General features: G+C 61.9%; 22 protein-coding genes. 14 read left to right on the plus strand and 8 right to left on the minus strand.

All coding sequences use genetic code 11. The features are described 5' to 3' along the window. Positions 1 to 183 precede the first annotated feature (183 nt). From D3791_RS10455 to D3791_RS10475, 5 genes are read right to left on the minus strand one after another with little or no spacing between them, the layout of a single operon-like run. Complete coding sequence (locus D3791_RS10455; RefSeq protein WP_172512145.1) at positions 184 to 393, minus strand: DUF1653 domain-containing protein; 210 nt, start codon at positions 391 to 393, stop codon at positions 184 to 186. Positions 394 to 428: 35 nt separating this feature from the next. Continuing rightward, positions 429 to 920, minus strand: coding sequence for a MogA/MoaB family molybdenum cofactor biosynthesis protein (locus D3791_RS10460; protein WP_172512146.1), 492 nt, complete (start codon positions 918 to 920; stop codon positions 429 to 431). Next, on the minus strand, positions 910 to 1,386 hold the full coding sequence (gene moaC / locus D3791_RS10465; RefSeq protein WP_022875536.1) for a cyclic pyranopterin monophosphate synthase MoaC: 477 nt from the start codon (positions 1,384 to 1,386) through the stop codon (positions 910 to 912). The genes D3791_RS10460 and moaC overlap by 11 nt, the downstream gene beginning before the upstream one ends. Next, the gene (locus D3791_RS10470; RefSeq protein ID WP_172512147.1) at positions 1,379 to 2,611 is read right to left on the minus strand and encodes a molybdopterin molybdotransferase MoeA; all 1,233 of its coding nucleotides are present in this window, start codon (positions 2,609 to 2,611) and stop codon (positions 1,379 to 1,381) included. Before D3791_RS10470 ends, moaC begins: the two co-directional genes overlap by 8 nt. A 3-nt stretch (positions 2,612 to 2,614) precedes the next feature. Next, on the minus strand, positions 2,615 to 2,866 hold the full coding sequence (locus D3791_RS10475) for a MoaD/ThiS family protein (protein WP_172512148.1): 252 nt from the start codon (positions 2,864 to 2,866) through the stop codon (positions 2,615 to 2,617). Between the two features lie 37 nt (positions 2,867 to 2,903). Here D3791_RS10475 and D3791_RS10480 point away from each other — a divergent pair, with 37 nt between their 5' ends. The 5 genes from D3791_RS10480 to D3791_RS10500 are packed head-to-tail and all read left to right on the plus strand — an operon-like array spanning position 2,904 to position 5,931. Beyond that, a complete protein-coding gene (locus D3791_RS10480) occupies positions 2,904 to 4,085 on the plus strand; it encodes a ThiF family adenylyltransferase (RefSeq protein ID WP_172512149.1) in 1,182 nt (393 codons plus the stop codon). Further along, complete coding sequence (locus D3791_RS10485; RefSeq protein ID WP_022875540.1) at positions 4,082 to 4,489, plus strand: molybdenum cofactor biosynthesis protein MoaE; 408 nt, start codon at positions 4,082 to 4,084, stop codon at positions 4,487 to 4,489. Before D3791_RS10480 ends, D3791_RS10485 begins: the two co-directional genes overlap by 4 nt. Positions 4,490 to 4,508: 19 nt before the next feature. After that, positions 4,509 to 4,919 carry a hypothetical protein gene (locus D3791_RS10490; RefSeq protein ID WP_172512150.1) on the plus strand — a complete coding sequence of 137 codons (411 nt, stop codon included), beginning with the start codon at positions 4,509 to 4,511 and terminating at the stop codon, positions 4,917 to 4,919. Beyond that, complete coding sequence (locus D3791_RS10495; RefSeq protein ID WP_172512151.1) at positions 4,913 to 5,227, plus strand: hypothetical protein; 315 nt, start codon at positions 4,913 to 4,915, stop codon at positions 5,225 to 5,227. Before D3791_RS10490 ends, D3791_RS10495 begins: the two co-directional genes overlap by 7 nt. After that, positions 5,224 to 5,931 carry a GNAT family N-acetyltransferase gene (locus D3791_RS10500; protein ID WP_172512152.1) on the plus strand — a complete coding sequence of 236 codons (708 nt, stop codon included), beginning with the start codon at positions 5,224 to 5,226 and terminating at the stop codon, positions 5,929 to 5,931. Before D3791_RS10495 ends, D3791_RS10500 begins: the two co-directional genes overlap by 4 nt. 16 nt (positions 5,932 to 5,947) lie before the next feature. Here the strand turns inward: D3791_RS10500 and D3791_RS10505 are convergent, their stop codons facing one another. Together D3791_RS10505 and D3791_RS10510 are read right to left on the minus strand one after the other, a co-directional pair. Continuing rightward, the gene (locus D3791_RS10505; RefSeq protein ID WP_172512153.1) at positions 5,948 to 7,141 is read right to left on the minus strand and encodes a M20 metallopeptidase family protein; all 1,194 of its coding nucleotides are present in this window, start codon (positions 7,139 to 7,141) and stop codon (positions 5,948 to 5,950) included. Positions 7,142 to 7,367: 226 nt separating this feature from the next. Further along, positions 7,368 to 8,312 carry a helix-turn-helix transcriptional regulator gene (locus D3791_RS10510; RefSeq protein ID WP_172512154.1) on the minus strand — a complete coding sequence of 315 codons (945 nt, stop codon included), beginning with the start codon at positions 8,310 to 8,312 and terminating at the stop codon, positions 7,368 to 7,370. 104 nt (positions 8,313 to 8,416) lie between these two features. Here D3791_RS10510 and D3791_RS10515 point away from each other — a divergent pair, with 104 nt between their 5' ends. The 4 genes from D3791_RS10515 to D3791_RS16770 all read left to right on the plus strand — a co-directional run bounded on the left by D3791_RS10515 (position 8,417) and on the right by D3791_RS16770 (position 10,053). Beyond that, positions 8,417 to 8,962: a DinB family protein gene (locus D3791_RS10515; protein WP_022875547.1), complete on the plus strand. Its 546-nt coding sequence runs from the start codon at positions 8,417 to 8,419 to the stop codon at positions 8,960 to 8,962. 55 nt (positions 8,963 to 9,017) lie between these two features. After that, positions 9,018 to 9,359 carry a helix-turn-helix domain-containing protein gene (locus D3791_RS16760; RefSeq protein ID WP_343034535.1) on the plus strand — a complete coding sequence of 114 codons (342 nt, stop codon included), beginning with the start codon at positions 9,018 to 9,020 and terminating at the stop codon, positions 9,357 to 9,359. Between the two features lie 251 nt (positions 9,360 to 9,610). Then, on the plus strand, positions 9,611 to 9,841 hold the full coding sequence (locus D3791_RS16765; protein WP_246242018.1) for a DUF6036 family nucleotidyltransferase: 231 nt from the start codon (positions 9,611 to 9,613) through the stop codon (positions 9,839 to 9,841). Then, the gene (locus D3791_RS16770; RefSeq protein ID WP_246242021.1) at positions 9,838 to 10,053 is read left to right on the plus strand and encodes a hypothetical protein; all 216 of its coding nucleotides are present in this window, start codon (positions 9,838 to 9,840) and stop codon (positions 10,051 to 10,053) included. Before D3791_RS16765 ends, D3791_RS16770 begins: the two co-directional genes overlap by 4 nt. Here the strand turns inward: D3791_RS16770 and moaA are convergent. After that, positions 10,050 to 11,090, minus strand: coding sequence for a GTP 3',8-cyclase MoaA (gene moaA / locus D3791_RS10530; protein WP_022875549.1), 1,041 nt, complete (start codon positions 11,088 to 11,090; stop codon positions 10,050 to 10,052). The two genes, D3791_RS16770 and moaA, sit on opposite strands and share 4 nt — an antisense overlap. A 132-nt stretch (positions 11,091 to 11,222) precedes the next feature. On the opposite strand from moaA, the gene modA reads away from it, so the two are divergent. From modA to mobA, 5 genes are read left to right on the plus strand one after another with little or no spacing between them, the layout of a single operon-like run. Further along, positions 11,223 to 11,993, plus strand: a complete 771-nt coding sequence (gene modA / locus D3791_RS10535) for a molybdate ABC transporter substrate-binding protein (RefSeq protein WP_022875550.1) — start codon at positions 11,223 to 11,225, stop codon at positions 11,991 to 11,993. Then, positions 11,986 to 12,792: an ABC transporter permease gene (locus D3791_RS10540; protein ID WP_022875551.1), complete on the plus strand. Its 807-nt coding sequence runs from the start codon at positions 11,986 to 11,988 to the stop codon at positions 12,790 to 12,792. Before modA ends, D3791_RS10540 begins: the two co-directional genes overlap by 8 nt. Further along, the gene (locus D3791_RS10545; RefSeq protein ID WP_172512155.1) at positions 12,789 to 13,529 is read left to right on the plus strand and encodes an ATP-binding cassette domain-containing protein; all 741 of its coding nucleotides are present in this window, start codon (positions 12,789 to 12,791) and stop codon (positions 13,527 to 13,529) included. Before D3791_RS10540 ends, D3791_RS10545 begins: the two co-directional genes overlap by 4 nt. After that, complete coding sequence (locus D3791_RS10550) at positions 13,526 to 14,767, plus strand: molybdopterin molybdotransferase MoeA (protein WP_172512156.1); 1,242 nt, start codon at positions 13,526 to 13,528, stop codon at positions 14,765 to 14,767. Before D3791_RS10545 ends, D3791_RS10550 begins: the two co-directional genes overlap by 4 nt. Then, a complete protein-coding gene (mobA, locus tag D3791_RS10555; protein WP_172512157.1) occupies positions 14,764 to 15,345 on the plus strand; it encodes a molybdenum cofactor guanylyltransferase in 582 nt (193 codons plus the stop codon). Before D3791_RS10550 ends, mobA begins: the two co-directional genes overlap by 4 nt.

Genomic DNA, 15,345 nt, shown 5'->3' on the forward strand with positions numbered 1-15,345 from the left:
GCGTGCAAAAGAAAAAGATCGTGAGCTCGACAATCTGCAAGTATTACAAAGGCGAGTACAAGCCGTACTTTTCAATGATTCGGTACCGCTAGATCGAGTTTTGCGACAAGTAGATTTGTAGGTTTATGGCGGGCGGAGCCAGCGGTGCCTTCATGATGGATTGATTGAATCCATGTCCGAAACCTAAGCCACCTTCGCGAACCGCGGCCCGCTATAACCACCGCGCTCGACGTGCTCGGTAAACATCTCCAGCGGTCGGGCCCAGAAGCTGTAGTCATCATAGAGCTTGCGGTAGAAGACCAAGGGCTCTTCGGTTTCGCTGTGTTTGCCCACGGCCAGCACTTCATAACGCTGCCCTTTGAAGTGTTGGTAGATTCCGGGTTCGACGCTCATGCTTCAGACTTCCTGATCAAAGTAATTCGTGTGGTTTAGCGTGGTCCGTGGCCGGAGCCACCGCTTCGCTGCGTAAGTAGATGCTCCAAAACAGTATCCAATACGGCCAGCCCGTCCTTAACCCCGCCGGTTGAACCGGGCAGGGTGATCACAAAAGTCTCACCGGCAAAGCCAGCCACCCCGCGGGTGATGATCGACAGTGCAGTGGACGCCTCGCCACGACGGCGAATGGCCTCGATGATTCCAGGAAGCTGCACATCCAAGAGTGGCTCCACCATTTCGGGGGACTGGTCATCAGGAGAGACCCCGGTGCCACCGGTCACGATCACCACCGAGGCGCCGGAGGTGAGTTCTTCTTGAACGGCGTCACGTACCGGCTGTCCATCGGCCACGACCGCAGGCTCAACTACCTGGAACTCGCGCTCACGCAACCACCGGCTGATCAGTGGGCCAGTTTTATCTTCAGCAGTTCCGGCGGCAGCGCTGGTCGAAGCGACCACTACGCCGGCTGTCCGATTAGTCTTCACGAACCCAGTCGCCACTCTTGCCGCCAGACTTCGCCAAAACCTTTACCGAGCGCACCTCGGCGTGCTTGTCCACGGCTTTGACCATGTCATACAGGGTCAACGCAGCTACGCTGGCTGCGGTCAACGCCTCCATCTCCACCCCGGTGACACCCTTAGTCGTCACCTGTGCGATGACCCGTACTGCAGAATCTTGTGCCTCGAAGTCGATGGAGACTTTTGAGATCGGCAACGGGTGGCACAACGGAACCAGTTCCCAGGTGCGCTTGGCTGCCATGATGCCGGCAACTCGGGCGGTGCCCAGCGCTTCACCCTTGGGCAAGTTGCCGGTCATCAGCATCGGAACCACATCTTCGCGGGTGGCAAAGATGGCTTCGGCGGTAGCAACACGCTTGGTTACTGCCTTATCGCTGACATCGACCATATGGGCGCTGCCATCTTCACGCAGGTGAGTAAGTTTTTCAGACATTCATGCTCCAAGTTTCAATTTGCGTACCGGCGCTCAGTTCACTGAGGCCCACCGGGATATGTACCAGCGCATCGGCGCAGGCCAGGTCATGAACCAAGTGGGATCCGGGATCCAGGATTTCCACTTGTCCCTCACGGATCACCGCCCGGCGAACCTGATGCTTGTGCTTAGGCGAGGTGATATCGGCTGCCAGCGGATAGTGCTGGGCGACGGGCTCTGGCAGGGCGTTGAGCTTGCGCAGCAGCGGCGCCAGGAATAGTTCGGCAGAGAGCAGCGCACTGACCGGGTTACCCGGGAAGCAGAGCACCGCGGCGTGGGGCAGCTTGGCAAAACCTTGGGGGCCGCCAGGCTGGAGAGCCACATGGTGGAAGGAACCGCCTACGGGGGCGAGCGCTTGGCGGACTACCTCGTAGGCTCCGGCGCTGATACCGCCCACGGTCAGAATCAGATCAACCTGCTCCTGCAACGCATCAATAGCCAGGGCGAAGCGCTGAGGATCATCGGGTAGTTGCAGGGTCCGCACCTGCACCTGATAACGGCGCAACCACGCAGAAAGCATGGGGGAGTTCGAATCCGGGATCTGGCCTTGGGAGAGCCCGCCATCGCTGAGCTCATCGCCGGTAGTGCATACCGCGACCTTCAGTGCGCGGCGTACTGGAACATCCCGCACTCCGCTGGAAATCAATGCAGCGATCATGGTTGGGGTCAGTCTGGTTCCGGCCTTGGCCACCAATGCTCCGGCTTCAAGATCAACGCCGGCAAGACGGATAAAGCGACCAGGTTCGCTGGGCGCGGTGAATTGCGCGTGCCCGGTCGGGGTGCCTTGGTGCGCTCGGACTAATTCCGGGAAGCGGCCCGCTACAGACTCTTCTACCGGGATCACAGTATCGGCACCATCTGGGATCATCGCACCGGTCATCACCGGGCTGACAGTACCGGCAGCTAGGGTGATCTGCGGATCGCCAGCAGCGGCAGTGACCCCGAGGGGTAATGCGACAGGGGATCCAGGCGCCGCGTGAGTCAGGTCCGAGCTGCGCGCCGCATAACCATCCATCTGCGAATTGGTGAAGGCAGGGATTGGCAACCGGGCATACACATCTTCGCTGAGGACTCGATCGCAGGCTTCAGGGCTGAGCACCGAAAGCACGTCAGTATCTAGCGAAGCGAAGACAGGAGCTAGCAGCGCCTCAAGTTCGGCGCGATGGTTTTCCAGGGTGCAGGTCATCGGTTATCCGCCAGCAAATGGCGGCAGCACGTCCACCGTAAGATCTTCGGCTGAGGCCAGCTCGCCGGCATCGCGGCGCACCACGCCGTTGATCAGGAAACTGCCGGCACGCAAAACCTGTGCCATTTCCGGCCCGTAGGAATCGATCAGTTCACTACGCAGGGCCGCAAGCGTTGGCGGGCGTTCCCAGCTCTCTTGCTCGCAGCCCGCTGCCGCCGCCGCAGCGGCGAAGTAGCGTATCGTAATCTTCGACATGACTTCATGCTATCGCGCCACAGCGATAAGGAGCACGATGAAAAGCGAACGCGACGTTCCCGCGCTTGTAGCCCCCGGGCCAGCACTCAGCGCCGATCAGGCTGCACGAGCCGCGCGCCAACTGAGCCTGCCAGGATTTGATGAGACCGCGCAGCGCAGGCTCGCCGCCGCCCGTGTACTGGTCGTTGGTGCCGGGGGACTGGGCAGCGCCAGCGTCCCTTATCTAGTGGGAGCCGGGGTAGGCACCATCGGCATCGTTGATGACGACGTAGTGGAGCTATCCAACCTGCACCGCCAGGTCACCCACACCACCGCGAATATTGGTCTTGCCAAGACCACTTCCCTGGCCCAAGCCGCCACGGCGCTGGACCCCAATGTGCATATCATCGAGCACAACCTGCGCCTGGATTCATCCAACGCGCTTCAGATCTTTGCGAATTATGACTTGGTCATCGACGGCAGTGACAACTTCCCGACCCGGTACCTCTCCAATGACGCAGCCCAGCTCACGGGCATACCGCTGATCTGGGGATCCATCCTGCAACACCACGGACAAGTGTCCGTGGCCTGGCATGAGCATGGGCCTGGCTACCGCGATCTCTTCCCTGTACCACCGGCCCCGGGAACCGTGCCCGACTGCGCCGCCGGGGGAGTACTGCCTGGACTATGCGGAACCATCGGCTCGCTGTTGGCCACAGAAGCCCTGAAGCTCATCGCTGGAATCGGCACCCCGCTGGTGGGCAAGGTGCTGATCTACGATGCACTGGCCGCCAGCACCCGGACCCTCGAATTCGCCCGGGACCCGGAAGGCGCCGAGGTCACGGAGCTGATCGACTACGTGCTCTTCTGCTCCGGAGCACTGCCCGAAGCCCAAGGCATCGACGCGACGGCGCTCGCCGAATTGCTGGCCGGAACCGACGCTCCAGTCTTGCTGGACGTGCGCAATGATGATGAACGCGCGCAGCAGCACATTGCCGGTTCCTTGCATCTACCGCTGCCAGATCTGGAAGCGGCCATCGAATCCGGCGCAGATGTGGACCAGATTCCCCAACAAGTGACGGTCTACTGTGCTCGTGGTCCGCGTTCGCAACGCGCAGCATCCTTGCTTGCCTCTCGGGGCATCACAACCAATTATCTTGAAGGCGGGCTTCCCGCGCTGGCCGAGGTGGCCCCGCAGCTGCTGGCTGAACCCGCACACACCGAAGGAGCCCGCTCATGAGCTACGCGCTGATCACCGAAGAACCCATCGACGAGGCCGCGGTCCGCGATGCCGTGCAGTCCGATACCGCCGGCGCCGTGGTGCTCTTCCACGGAATCATCCGCAACCACGACGGTGGCCAGTCGGTGAACTCCTTGGACTACTCACACCATCCGCAAGCACAGGATTTCCTTGAGAAGATCATCGCTGAGGAAGAAGAACGCACGGGCCTGAAGCTTTCCGCCGTGCATCGCGTGGGTCCGCTGAAGATCGGCGATGCTGCTTTGGTGGCCGCCTCGGCCGCCGCACACCGCAAGGAAGCTTTCGACGCGATCGAAAACCTCGTCGAGCGGATCAAGGCTGAGGTTCCCATCTGGAAGAAGCAGCACTTCACTTCTGGCAGCTCCGAATGGGTCGGACTGTAGACCAAATACTGTCTAGCTCATGCCACGAATTGAAAACGCGAATAGGTCTGACTACAGGGAAGTGGTGCCGGGAGAAGTTCCGCGCGACGAGTTCTTGCTGTCCAGGCTTCGCCAGCAATGTCTTCCGCTTCCGGACGTAGAGACCTCGACCGTGTCGATGCAAAGTGCGCTGGGATACAAGGTACAGAAGTATCTTTCTGGATCAGAACTACGCAATCTGACGCTTGATTACTTACTTTCGCATTATGCTGTTGAGGTCGACAGGGACGAATTCAACTCAGCGATTTCGAGTGTCACCAGTGCAGTTCTCACTCTCCGCGATGCGCCGGCAACTGAACAAACAGTGGACGAAGTGCTGCTGGCAATCCATGCCTATTTTTGGTTAGAAAATATAACCGCTGAAGCACTGCTGGAAGGTTTTGAATGCTAATTCCGATTCGCAATGTTTTCGGAACTCTCACAGCGTTGGTTCTGTTGGTGCTGAATTTTTGCTTCGTCATCTTCTACAAGTTGTGGCAAGGCATTGACAGTGAAACGATTAATGGCATGGAAACCAGTGCGCTGGTGGATCCCTCACTATTGCTCCCACACTCAAACCTCATGTGGTTGGTGGCGCATGGGACACTGATTTCTATCATCGCCTTGGATGTTTTGGCGATCGTGTTTGCTGCTAAGGCGATACCCTCCCGCCGCCATGTCGAGGCCGCTCGCGCGAAGTCCGGTAGTCTTTCGGCATGACGCTTCAATCTGACACCATCGCGATTATCCGGCAATCCTGGGCATCGATCCTGGGCGTATCGGCAGAAGCCTTGGCGCGGGGAGAGGGACGCATTTATCGCGAAAAGAACGACAGCGCCGTGCTCATGTTCGTTTCTCTGTTCGGAACCGGGATCTTGTTGGGCCCATCTTGGGCGATTGAGGCTGGCCGAAACCTTCCTGATACGGACCTGGTCAGTCACGCCAAACTGTTGGAGCTCAGTACTCCCTATGGCGGGCGGCCTCTCGGGGAAGCGAAACTGTACTACAGCGATTCAGCGCCAACACTGACAACGCCGAAAGCAAAGGTCAGCCGTGCGCGAGCGCATGCCGTTGCGCTCGAAGCAGCCTGCCCACCCGAAGACACCGCAGAAGTCGGCCTGAGCGCGATGGAAAATACCTTTACCTTGCTCAGCGATTCTGAGAAGGAACCGGTGCCTTTGGCTGGTGCTGGCTACGATGTGTGGGAAGAAGCCGTGGCCCATCTCGGAGCGCTCGTGTCACCCGCCAGTCGCCGGACCGGACTCGGATCCCAAGCCGTCGCAATTGCCCAAAAGCATGCACTAGACGCCGGTTTGATTTCTCAATGGCGTGTGCACGTCGACAACATCGCGTCCATCAGAACCGCGCTGCGCGCTGGGTTTGAGTATGCAGGAACCCAAACCACTGTAATTCTCAAGAATTAGCGCGCAGCGCACATAGTCAGCTGGCGGTGCGCTTGAACGCGATGGCCGCCAGAGCCGCCGCCTGATCACCGAGGATCTGGTCATCAAAGATGACGCGTGGGGAGTGATTCCATTCGATCTCCTCGGCCTTCATTTCAGGCGGGGAGGTGAGCAGTCCGATGAAGGTTCCCGGAACCTCGTCGAGTACAAATGCGAAGTCCTCGGAGCCCATCATCGGCGACGGCATGACTGCCACGCGCTGTTCGCCGTAGACTTCGCGCATCGTTTCCAGTGCCGCTTCGGTCTCAGCCGGATCGTTCACGGTCACCGGATACAGCGTTTCAAAACTAATATCTGCGGTGAGTTCGTGGGCCGCTGCCACACCGTTGATGACTCGTGGCAGCCCCTCTTCAAGGACAGCCAGCGATTCGTGGGACATGGTGCGGATGGTGGCGGTCAGCTCGACGCTTTCCGGAATGACGTTGATCGCGCCGTCTCCGGTGGACAGCCGGGTAATCGAAAGAACCACCGGGTCAAAGGCGTTAAAGCGTCGGGTCACGAAGCTCTGCAACGCCAGCACGAGTTCTGCCGCCGCGGGAACTGGATCCAAGGTCTGGTGTGGTTGCGAGCCATGCCCGCCGCGTCCCTGCAGTTTCACTGTCAGCTGGTTGGAACCAGCGGCGACAGGGCCGCCGCGAGTGGCGAAGAGTCCTCGCGGACCGGGGCCCACATGGATCGCGTACGCGGCAACCGGAGGTTCGCCGGCTGCGGTGAGCAGCCCCTCTTCGAGCATGATCTTTGCGCCGCCGTGTCCTTCTTCACCTGGCTGGAACATGAAGATGACCGAGCCATGAAGTTCATTCTGCCGAGCCGACAGCAACTTTGCCGCGCCAACCAGACCGGCGGTATGCAGATCGTGCCCGCAGGCGTGCATGTTGCCGTTGGCAGAAGCGAAGTCCAGATCGGTTTCTTCGACGATGGGCAAGGCATCCATATCGCCGCGAAGCAGGACAGTCGGGCCGGATAGCGCTCCACGGAGCACTGCGGTGACCGAGCTGGTTCGGGTGCCGGTAGTGATTTTCAGCGGCAGTCCTTCGAGGGCGTCGAGCACCTTTTGCTGGGTTCGAGGCAGATCGAGGCCGAGCTCGGGATCCGCATGCAAAGCACGGCGCAGCTCGACTAGTTCAGGAAGAATTGTTTGCGCGTCAGAGGTAAAGTCGGCAGGGGTCATGAATCAGCCTTTCAGAGGAGTGTTCGGCGCGATTGCAAGGGCCTTCGGAGGGGCCTCAATGTTGATCAATATGACCATGCTGATGGTTAAATCTTTAAGTATTCTCTAGTGAAAGCTTTAATCCTAATGATTTGAATGCGTTCAGCACGCCAGCGACTATACTCCCCGGGGTCGCCTTGCAAGCCATTCTCAAGGCGGTTTTTGTTGCATCTCACAACTTTCGCAATCAGGAGCTGAGATTCTCCATCCAAGAATCGAGGAGCGTGTGCAGTTCTGCTGGCTGGACGTCGCTGACTTTGGCCCGGCTCATCGCAAGTCCAAACGCGGCCCAGTTCAGGTTCATGTTCTCGGTGCGTACCAGGCTGCTGTTGTCGTCGATTTCCTCGATCTGGAACCAGCGGCCGATCAGCGGTTCCAACTCCTTGGTACTGGCATGGATCCGGGCACTCACATCTTGCTGCCCGCTGCCGCGCAAGCCTGCGCGAACGAAGCTGGCCGCATTCCCGCCGGGTACAACGCGGGGCGTAAACCGCAATGCCCTAGGTGACGGGTTTTGCGCGCGGTCCACACGGAAGCTGCGCCAATCATCGCGACCCAGATCAAATGCCACCAGATAGTATCGGTTGCCCACATTCACCAGCTGGGCCGGCTCAACCCTGCGCGAACTCTTGGCTCCCTTGGCGTCTTGATAGTCGAAGGCGATTCGTTCATGATCGCGGCATGCTTGGGCAAAGGCCACCAGTACCGCAGGATCCACGGGATCCGGCGCGGGGGACTGCGAATTGAGCGGGACAGTGCTCGCAGTCAATGCCTGTGCTCGCTTCCGCAGCCTGGCTGGGAGCACGGGAACAACCTTGCCCATCGCCCGCAGCGCCGCTTCGGCCAGCACGGAAGCCCCTGCGTGCACGGTGGATTGCAATGAGACCACCAGTGCTACGGCTTCCTCATCATCGAGCACCAGGGGAGGCAATGCCGTTCCCGAGGCCAGTTGATAGCCGCCGCCTACACCTCGGTCTGCCTGCACCGGGTAACCCAAGTCGCGCAGCCGGTCGATGTCCCGGCGAACGGTGCGCAGGCTGACGTCGAGGCGTTCGGCCAGCTCGTCTCCTGACCAATAACGATGGGTCTGCAACAACGAGAGCAAGCGCAAAAATCTGGTGCTGGTACTCATGGAATAAGTCTGCCTTGATTTAGGACAGAAACTGGCACTTTTCACTTCTAATCTGGTTATTGCCAGCTGGAAATACCGGCTGCAGCTTATGCCAGGAGGCAATCATGAGCACCATGGCCATCACCAACACCAAACTCACCGGCGAACGCGCCGACCTGTTCCAGGCTCTGGCCAACGCACGGCATTTCCTGCGTTTCACCGTCCAGGACCTGAATGATGAGCAGGCGGAGCAGCGAACCACCGTGAGCGAGCTGACCCTCGGCGGACTGATCAAACATGTCAGTGCAGTGGAAAAGCAGTGGCAGGAATTCATGGTCAAGGGCCGTGCTGCCATGGCCTGGGACGGAGCGGACTTCAGCCAGATGCCGCCCGAAGCGATCGAGGCCTTCCATAACGAATTCCATATGCAAGCCGGAGATACCCTCGACGCGTTGCTGGAGAACTACGCGCGGATCGCCGCCCGCACCGACGAACTGCTTGCTGAAGTGGATCTGGATACCGTGCACGAGCTGCCCTCGGCCCCATGGTTTGTCGATACCCACTGGTCGGTGCGCCGGACCCTGGTGCACATCATCGCCGAAACCACCCAGCATTCAGGGCATGCGGACATCATTCGCGAATCGCTGGATGGACAGAAATCCATGGGCTAACAACAGGCAGCAAGTACTTCTAGACTATGTCACCGTACGGTGACATTATTTGAATATGAAACCTCGATCGTTCACTGTCGCAAACCTGGCGGATAGAATCCGGACCCAACGTGGCGTCCTGGGTCTGACTCAAGCCGGCTTGGCAAATTCGGTCGGCGTTTCGCGTAAGTTCATCGTTGATCTGGAATCGGGGAAAGAGACGGTTGCTTTGGGGCTAGTGCTCCGGGTTCTAAAGAGACTTGGATTTGAAGAACCTGGACTACGCATCATTAGTGAACGGGGCGCTGAAATAGCTGAAGGCTTTCGCGAGACCTTGGAAGCCAAAGATTTCGAGTTCGCGCTGCGTCTTGTCACTGAATATTCGACCGAATCCCTCGCTGAAGGGCGCCCTCTCTAGGCACAGTCGCCCGAATTGGAAGACTGGCAATACCAAGTGGCACTAGCGGCCGTGACCAAGTGGATTTCGAACCAGACCAATTCACCAGTCCCGCAGTGGGCCGCGGACATGGCTCGACCCTCGGAAGCAGTGTTCCTCTCGGAGAAGGTGTACCCAGTAGGGGAGAAGATGAAGGAGCTGATTCGCGCTGAAACGCCTCCAGAACTTCGAGAACTGAACGTCTGGATTCGACAACGGAGCTTGGGAACAGTATGAGCGGATCAGGCCTGAGGAGAGACCGAGTTGTTGAGCTGCTCGCAGAACTCGAACGACGCTTGGCCGAGCGGGGACTCAGCGTGAAAATTAGAGTCGTCGGCGGCTCGGCCCTGCTTCTTCATGGCCTGATCGATCGTGCCACGGAAAATATCGATGCCTACTACTCGCATCGGGTTCGATTCTTTCCGCAGTCGAAGTTGCTGATTTGCAGGCCTTGGCCGCCATGAAGCTGGCGGCCGAGCGTGATAAAGGCATTCTTGATTTAGGGCACTTGGTTAACGCTCTAGGGCTCAGCGACGCCAACGAATTACTAGAACTCGCTTACGACAAGTATGGGGAAGACTCGATACCTCTGTCCCAGAGCAAGGAAAATTATGCGGTCGTTGCAGAAGAGGCCATAACCGCCGCACTGCGAATAAAACGCAGTAAAGGCCTCTAGCCCCCGATGTAGGACATCTCGATGCGTTTGCGGTTTCCCGGAGTCAGCGCGGCGCGCAGCTCGGAATAGTTGTCATCGCGCTTGCGCCAATGCCCGGTCAGTGCCTTGGCCAAATCCTCATCGCTGATCCCATCACGCATCAACTTGCGCAAGTCATAACCGGACCCGGCAAACAGGCAGGTGTAGAGCTGTCCCTCGGCGGAGACGCGCGAGCGCGAGCAATTGCCGCAGAAGGCATTGGTGACACTGGAGATCACGCCGATTTCCCCGGCGCCATCGGTGTAGCGCCAGCGGTTGGCGGTTTCGCCCGGCTCGGTTTTGGTCACCGGCTCCAGCGCCCAGCGCTCGTTGATCATTGAGACCACTTCGGCCGAAGGCAAGACCTCATCAAGCTTCCAGCCATTGGTGGTGCCCACATCCATGTACTCGATGAAGCGCAGGATCGCCCCGGTGCCACGGAAGTGCTCGGCCAGTTCCAGGATTTCATCGTCGTTGACCCCGCGCTTGAGAACGGTATTGATTTTCACCGGGCCCAGGCCGACCTCGCGGGCCACCTCGATGGCTTCCAGCACGCGGGCCACCGGGAAGTTCACGTCGTTGATGGCCTTGAACTTGGCATCATCGAGGGAATCCAGCGAAATGGTCACGCGGTTCAGTCCGGCATCCTTCAGCGACTGCGCCATCTTGGGCAGGGCTGAACCATTGGTGGTCATCGCCAAATCCACCGGTGCACCTTCCGGGGTGCGCAATTTGGCGAGCATCGTGACCAGTTCGGTAATGCCTCGGCGCAAGAGGGGTTCGCCACCTGTCAAGCGCAGCTTGGTAACGCCAAGGGATACGCTGACGCGGGCCAGGCGTTCGATCTCCTCGAAGCTGAGCAGCTCGGACCGCTCGCGGAAGGCGAAATCGCGGCCGAAAATCTCCTTGGGCATGCAGTAGACACAACGGAAATTGCAGCGGTCGGTCACCGAGATCCGCAAATCATGCAAGGGCCGCCCGCGGGCGTCGGTGATATCCCCGGCCGGTAGAACTGTCATAACTACCAGCGTAACTGGCGTTCACTAGCGGTGGAAGATGGGCAGGTAAAACAGCAACTCAAGACGTAAAATAACGCGCTTGCCCGGCGCCCGGTTGTAGCATGGGCACAAAGCTCGAGTACTGGAGAATTCATGCGCGTAACCTGGCCGCTGGCTGCCCGAATCCTGCTGGCAGGCACCGCTGCCACCCTTCTGCTCTCCGGCTGCACCAGCGATAAACCAGCTGATCAGCAGACCATTACGGTCTCCGCCGCGGCCTCGCTGCACGGCGCATTCGAGCAGATCGCCGACGAATTCCAGAAAGAACACCCTGAGATCAAGATCGCCGGCATCAACTATGACGGCTCCTCGACCCTGGCCACCCAGATCGTCGAAGGCGCCGACGTGGACGTTTTCGCCTCCGCCGACGAGCGCACCATGGCCGAGGTGACCGAAGCCGGGTTCGGCCATGAACCTGTGATTTTTGCCAGCAATACCCTGGTGATCGCCGTTCCCAAGGACAACCCGGCCAACATCGACTCGCTCTCGGATCTTTCCGGGGCGGACACCGTGCTGTGCGCCTCACAGGTTCCCTGCGGTAATGCCTCGCAACAGCTGCTGAAAAATGCCGGGGTCAAAGTTAAGCCGGTGAGCGAAGAGCAGAATGTCACCGCGGTGGTGCAAAAGGTCGCCGCCGGCGAAGCCGATGCCGGGCTGGTCTACGCCAGCGACGTGCAGGATGAGCCAGATCTGGCCGCGATCGTGCCCGAAGGCGCCGAGGATGTGGTCAACAGCTACCCGATCGCCACCCTGGACGATAATCCCGCCGCGCAGGAGTTCCTGGACTTCGTGATCGGCGAGCGCGGCCAGGAAATCCTGACCGATTACGGCTTTGGCAGCGGGGCTGCGCAGGGCAATGGCTAGCGACACTGGGCTGCGCGTCCCGGCTTTCACCCTGGCCCCGGCGGTGCTGGGGGTGGCCCTACTGATTTTGCCGCTGTTGGCCTTGCTGGGTCGGGCCAGCTGGTCCACGCTGCTTGCCGATGCCACCAGCGAACAAGCCCTGTCAGCCCTGTGGCTTTCGGTGCGCACCGGGGTTGCGGCCACCGCGCTGTGCGTAGTGCTCGGGGTGCCGCTGGCGCTGGTGATCGCCCGCAGCGGCCCGAAAGCCGCGCAGCTGTTGCGCGCGCTGATCGCCGTGCCCCTGGTGCTGCCCCCGATGGTCGGCGGCGTGGCGTTGCTGTTCCTCTTTGGCCGCACCAGCCCGATCGGCCAGCTGATCGATGCGCTGTGGGGGATCACCCTGCCCTTTTCCACCGCCGCCGTGGTGATCGCGCAAAGCTTCGTGGCCCTGCCCTTCCTGGTGCTCTCGGTGGAGGGCTCGCTGCGCGCTGCCGGCACCGGGTACGAACAGGCCGCCGCGACCCTGGGCGCCGGACGGTGGATGGTGCTCACCCGCATCACCCTGCCGCTGGCCGCGCCCGGTCTGGTGGCCGGGGTGATCCTGTGCTTCGCCCGGGCCATCGGCGAATTCGGGGCCACCGCGCTCTTTGCCGGCAACGCCCCGGGGGTCACCCAGACCATGCCGCTGGCGATCTACACGGCCTTTAATGGGGCTGGCACTGGCCGGGATACCGCCGTGGCGCTTTCGCTGCTGCTGCTGGCCACCGCGGTGCTGGTGCTTTTGTGTGTTCGCGCCTGGCGTCCGGGAGCCGTGAAATGAGGCTGCTGGCCCAGATGCAGGTTCCGCGCACCGGCTTTGCGGTCGACGTTGAATTCCAGGTGCGTTCGGGCAGCACGCTGGCGATCATGGGGCCCAGCGGGGCCGGCAAGTCCACCATCGTCAACGCGATCGCCGGGACCCAGAAGATCGCCAGCGGACGGATCGAGCTTGATGGCACGATCCTGGCCGATGCCCGCCGCCACCTGGCCCCGCACCTGCGCGGGGTGGGGCTGCTGGGCCAGGAACCGCACCTGTTCCCGCACCTGGACGCGGCCAGGAATATTGCCTTCGGGGCGTACGCCTCGGGGTTGGCCAAGCCCCGGGCCCTGGCGGAAGCCCACGAATGGCTGGAGCGGCTGGGCCTTGACGAGCTGGCATCGCAGCGCCCCGCGGCGCTTTCCGGCGGGCAGCGCCAGCGCATTGCCCTGGCCCGCGCCCTGGCCGCCCGGCCCAAGCTGCTGCTGATCGACGAGCCCTTCGCTTCCCTGGATGTCGAGGCCGCCATGGATATGCGCGCCCTGGTGCGCGAGGAGCTCACCCGCACCTCGACCAGCGCGATCGTGATCTCGCATTCGGCCGCCGACACCCTGGCCTTGGCCGCCCAGATGCTGGTTCTGGAGCGCGGGAAGATCGTCGACTCGGGCAGCGTGTCCGAAGTTTTTGCCAACCCGGTCAACCGGTTTATGCGCGCGGTGGTGGCCACCCTTCCGGCCGCCGACCCAGGAGGACAGCCATGAAGCAACAGCCCCAAGACGCGATAACGGTGGAGGAACACCGTGCCCGGCTGCTGGGCCTGGTGAAGCCGCTGCCGGCGCGCACCCTGCCGGTGGGCCCTGCCCTGCACGGCGCGGTGCTCGCCAGCGACGTATACGCCGGCCACCCGCTGCCGCTGTGGGAGAACTCGGCGATGGACGGCTTCGCGGTGCGCAGCGCCGACACCGCCAGCACCCCGGCCCAGCTGGAGGTGATCGGCGAAGTCCCCGCCGGCAGCAGCTGGGATCCCGCGCTCTTGCCCGGCCAATGCGTAAAGATCATGACCGGCGCCCCGCTGCCCACCGCGGCCGACGCGGTGGTGCGCATCGAGGACACCAGCGCCGCGAGCACCGGCTGGGATGTATCGACCGTGCAGGTCAATGTGCCGGTTCCGGCGGGCAAGGACGTGCGCGCCAGCGGCGAGGACCGCAGCGCCGGCGAGCTGATCGCCCGCGAAGGAGAAGAGCTGACCGCCGCCCGGCTCTCGGCCCTGGTTGCCGCCGGATCGGCCGAACTGGCCGTCCGCACCGCGCCCAGGGTTGCCGTGCTGGTCACCGGCGCCGAACTGCGCCCGCCGGGCGAGGAACTGGCCCGCGGGCAGATCCCGGAAACCAATTCGCTGCTGATCTCCGGCCTGCTCGCCGAATCCGGCATCACCGCGGCCACGATCGTGCACTGTGTTGACGACCTGCAGGCGGTGCGCGAAAAGCTCGAAGAACTCGCACCGGCCCACGATGCGATCCTGAGCACCGGCGGGGTCGGCCCTGGCGACTACGACGTCATGCGCAAGGTCCTGGTCGATCAGCCCGGGGTCTACGCCACCCGGGTGCTCGTGCGCCCCGGCCAGCCCCAGTGCGCCGGGCGTTTGGCTGGCGGCGCGATGATCTTCGCCCTGCCCGGCAATCCGGTCAGCGCCGCGGTCAGTTTCGAGCTCTTCGTCCGCCCCGTCCTGCGCGCCATGCAGGGCCACACCCAGCTGCAGCGCCCGCGATTGCAGGCCATCGCCGCGGTCGGCTGGAAGGCCGCCGGCAACCGCCTGCAGGTCTTGCCCATCGTCTTCGAGCATGGCGATCAGCTGCGCTGCGCTCCGGCGGTCGCGGCCTCGCGCATCTCCCATTCGGTCGGCGGCTTCGGCTCCGCCCAGGGCTACGCGCTGGTCCCCGCCGGCATCGAGCAGATCCACCCCGGCGATCGGGTCGAAGTCCTGCGGACCGCGCCATGAGCCTCGGGTTCGACGCGCTCATCCTCGCCGGCGGACGCGGCACCCGGCTGGGCGGGGCGAACAAGCCCGGGCTGATGCTCCACGGCCAGCGCTTGGTCGACCGCGTCATCCAGGCCTCCCGACAGGCCGGGGCCGCCCGCGTTCTTGTCATCGGCGATCAGTCCGCTGGCACCCTGGCCGATGGCGTGCTGCGCGAGGACCCGCCCTTCGCCGGTCCGCTGGCTGGCATCGCCGCCGGGATCGCGCAGGTGAGCAGCCCCTGGTGCCTGGTTCTCGCCTGCGATCTGCAGCATCCCGACACTGTCATCAGTGCCCTGCTGGATCATGCCGATCGGCTCGGCCCCGACGGGCTCGTGCTGCGCGATGCGCAGGGCTACACCCAATGGCTCGCCGGCTTCTATCGCACACAGGCCGTCGCCCAAGCCTGCGCGGAACTGGGTGATCGGCTCATCAATGCCCCGGCGCGCGCCGCGCTGGGCCAACTGGATTTGGCCGAGCTGCCGGTGGATGATGAAACCACCAACGACATCGACACCCCGCAGGCGCTGGAACGCGCCCGCCACGACGAAAGGCCCTGA

This window comes from Glutamicibacter mishrai, assembly GCF_012221945.1.
In the GTDB taxonomy this organism is placed as follows: Bacteria; Actinomycetota; Actinomycetes; order Actinomycetales; family Micrococcaceae; genus Glutamicibacter; species Glutamicibacter mishrai.